Source organism: Clostridium sp. (genome assembly GCF_051278035.1).
GTDB lineage: Bacteria > Bacillota > Clostridia > Clostridiales > Clostridiaceae > Clostridium_AD.
Map to the genome: position 1 here is coordinate 1 of NZ_JBNMNU010000282.1, position 3579 is coordinate 3579.

At 31.1% G+C, this 3579-nt stretch carries 4 protein-coding genes; all 4 read left to right on the top strand.

Going from position 1 to position 3579, the window contains the following annotated elements:
* Positions 1-351: cytidine deaminase (locus tag ACJAX4_RS22915; protein WP_435791753.1), on the top strand; the 351-nt coding region annotated here is incomplete at its 5' end.
* 43 nt (positions 352-394) lie between these two features.
* On the top strand, positions 395-1423 hold the full coding sequence (locus tag ACJAX4_RS22920; RefSeq protein WP_435791754.1) for a glycosyltransferase family 4 protein: 1029 nt from the start codon (positions 395-397) through the stop codon (positions 1421-1423).
* Between the two features lie 70 nt (positions 1424-1493).
* Positions 1494-2621: a non-hydrolyzing UDP-N-acetylglucosamine 2-epimerase gene (gene wecB / locus ACJAX4_RS22925; RefSeq protein ID WP_435791755.1), complete on the top strand. Its 1128-nt coding sequence runs from the start codon at positions 1494-1496 to the stop codon at positions 2619-2621.
* 582 nt (positions 2622-3203) lie between these two features.
* Positions 3204-3578, top strand: a complete 375-nt coding sequence (locus ACJAX4_RS22930; protein WP_435791756.1) for an ATP synthase subunit I — start codon at positions 3204-3206, stop codon at positions 3576-3578.
* Position 3579: the final 1 nt, after the last annotated feature.

Sequence of the window (3579 nt, forward strand, 5' to 3'; positions counted from 1 at the left end):
CCTAGAGGGAGAAAAAACTGTTGTGATTTAGGTGTCTGTAAGAGGGAAGAATTAAAAGTGCCGAGAGGCACAAGGTATGAACTTTGTAGATCGGTTCATGCTGAGCAAAATGCAATTATATCATCTCGCAGGAATGATATGTTAGGTGCGGTTTTGTATTTAATAGGTAAAGAGGTTAAAACTGGAGAATTAGTTAAGAATGCATCTCCATGCTCTTTATGTAAGAGATTTATAATTAATTCAGGTATAGAAAAAGTAATAATTAGAGATAACGAAACACAATACACTGTCGTATATGTAGAAGAGTGGATAGAAAATGACGACTCACTTCAAGGTGATGGCGGATATTAATTATCAAATAAGAACAATGCTTTTGTGAAGGAAAGGATTATTTATGAGTGATATTTATATACTAGCAATAATTACAGCATTAATATCTTTTATAATCACGCCGATAGTCAAGAAAATAGCAATCAAGTTTAATGCTATTGATATCCCTAAAGATGAAAGGCGAGTTCATAAAAAACCCACCCCGGTTATGGGAGGGCTTGCTATATACATAGCTTTTGTTTTAGGTGTAATCTTATACAATGGTATTTTAACGTCGTCCCAACTAGGCATAATTATAGGCGCGACTATAATTGTTATCGGTGGCGTTTTAGATGATGTTAAAGATTTAAGGCCTAGATATAAGATTTTAATACAGGTTATAGCTGCTATATGTCTTTTGCAGTCAGGGATTGGAATATCAATTTTAACTAATCCATTTAGAGGGATATATCCTTACCTAAGCATAGGATGGATTCAAATCCCTATAACAATAATATGGATTGTAGGTGTGACTAACGCTTTTAATTTAATAGATGGGTTAGATGGCTTAGCAGCAGGTGTAGCATTTATATCGGCAGTTACACTAATGATAGTTTCTTTAATTAATGGAAGATTGGAAGCGGTATTTCTAACGGCTGTATTAAGTGGGGCGATTTTAGGGTTTTTACCATATAATTTTAATCCAGCTTCTATTTTTATGGGAGACACGGGTTCCCAATTATTAGGGTTTCTTTTAGCTGCTATTTCAATTGAAGGAGCAATTAAATCTGCAACAGTGTTTGTAATTGCAGTACCAATTTTAATTTTTGGATTGCCTCTTTATGACACTCTCTTTGCCATGATCAGAAGAAAAGTTAACGGTAAATCTATAATGCAAGCAGATAAAGGGCATTTGCACCATCGACTTTTAAATATGGGGCTAAGCCAAAAACAAGCTGTTATTATAATGTATTTAATAAGTACATTTCTTGGTGGAATTGCTATTGTAGCCATGCAATTAAGTAATCAAAGGGCATATTTTTTATTAGCATTAGTAATGTTTGTATCGGTTTTAACAGCTTGGAAATATGGTATTTTTAATCATAGAGAATAGAATATACATAATTATAATATAAAAAATACTAATTCAAATGGGATTACATACTAAGTTAGGAGGGTATCTTGTGGAAACTATTAAAATTATGGTAATATTTGGTACAAGGCCTGAGGCTATAAAAATGGCGCCTTTAGTTAAGGAACTAGAAAAAGTTCCTCAAATACTATGCACGGTATGCGTTACTGCTCAGCACAGAGAAATATTAGATCAAGTTCTAGAAATATTTAATATTGTGCCTAAATATGATTTGAATATAATGAAATCCAAACAAAGTTTAACAGGCATAACCTGTTCTGTTCTAGATGGTTTAGAGGGGATTCTTGATACTGAGAATCCAGATATAGTGCTCGTGCATGGAGATACGACTACTAGCTTCGCGGCATCTCTTGCAGCGTTTTATAGAAAAATACCTATTGGTCATGTAGAAGCAGGGCTTAGAAGTCACAATAAATTTTATCCGTACCCAGAAGAAATTAATAGAAAGCTAACTGGTGCGTTAGCAGATTTGCATTTTTCACCTACTAATACCTCTAAAGAAAATTTATTATTAGAAGGGGTAGATGAGAGCAAAATTTTTGTTACAGGGAATACGGTTATAGATGCAATGAAGTATACAATTAAAGAAGATTATATTTTTGAAGATTCTGCCCTGAATGCACTTGACTATCAAAGCAAAAAAATAATATTAGTCACGGCTCATAGAAGAGAAAATTGGGGAAGTGGAATTGAAAATATATGTAGCGCTTTAAAAGTCATAGTAAAAGAAAATAGTGATGTAGAAGTATTGTATCTAGTTCACCCAAACCCAGTAGTGAGGGATATGGTGCACAGAATATTAAAAGGTATAAATAGAATACATTTACTTGAGCCGTTAGATACTGGTGAAATGCATAATTTAATGAAAAAATGTTATATAATAATGACTGACTCAGGTGGAATTCAAGAAGAAGCCCCTCATTTAGGTAAACCAGTTTTAGTTCTTAGAGATGTTACTGAGAGGGTAGAGGCTCAGGAGGCTGGTACTGTAAAGCTTGTTGGAACAGATAAACAAGAGATTGTACGTAAGGCTAGTGAACTTCTCAAAAATTCAGATGAGTATAATAGCATGAGTAGATCAATTAATCCTTATGGTGACGGTAATGCTTCTGCTAAAATAGTAGATGCGCTATTAAATTGCTTTATTAAAAAACTCTAATAAATATATATAATAATATGTTAATAGGCTTATTGTGTATTTTGGATACTTTTTAAGCGGGTTTACCAATTGTGAGTTCTTGAACCCGCTTTTGTGTGTTTACAAGTGTAATAGTCTAAAACATTTAGAATGATATGTATAAGTTCATCCATTTATGATAAAAATAACATAAACGTCAAAAGAATTATAAGGAAAAAAGATATTTCGAAAATAAAATATTGCAATTGTTCTAAAAAAACAAACAAAATACTTGATATATACATAAATATTAAGTTGTTGTAAATGTTTAACTAAATACAGTTTATATGGAAATGCATTCAGAAATCAATGAAATCAAGTTTATTGAAACTTCAAGTGGAATTTGTGAGAATATTAAGATAAACGAATAATGACCTTTCAAATCATTCGTTAGATAGCAATAGTGCTTAAAACAGAGCAATTCCGAAGAAATATATAATTTAAACGGTCTAATCAACTAATTTAGCGACACACATTAACACATCGACTAATTTGGGATTTTATTTATGGAAATTAGAGGACTATAATTAGTAATGTAAACGAATGGTGAAGGAGAAGTAAAAATTGAATATTAAGTCGACACAGATGTATAAAAAAATTAATTTTTTTGATTTTTTCATAGCACTCTTTGGATTTACTGTAATTTATCTTATTGATAAAAAATATGCAGTATTTTTTTTATTAGGTCTCTTTTTAGCAAATATTAATTTATTATTAAATTTAATATATGTTGATTTTGTATTTAATAAAGTGAAAAATCAATATGGATTCACTACTTTATTTGGATTTGCCTTTAGGGTTATTATAGTGTGTGTAATAGGCTTAATAATTTTCAATTATTACAATTTTGGTATAATTGCGTTTATATTAGGATATAGTTCACAACTTATTTCTATAGTACTTTACGGAATTAATATTAAAGAGTGTGAAGGGAAGTGAG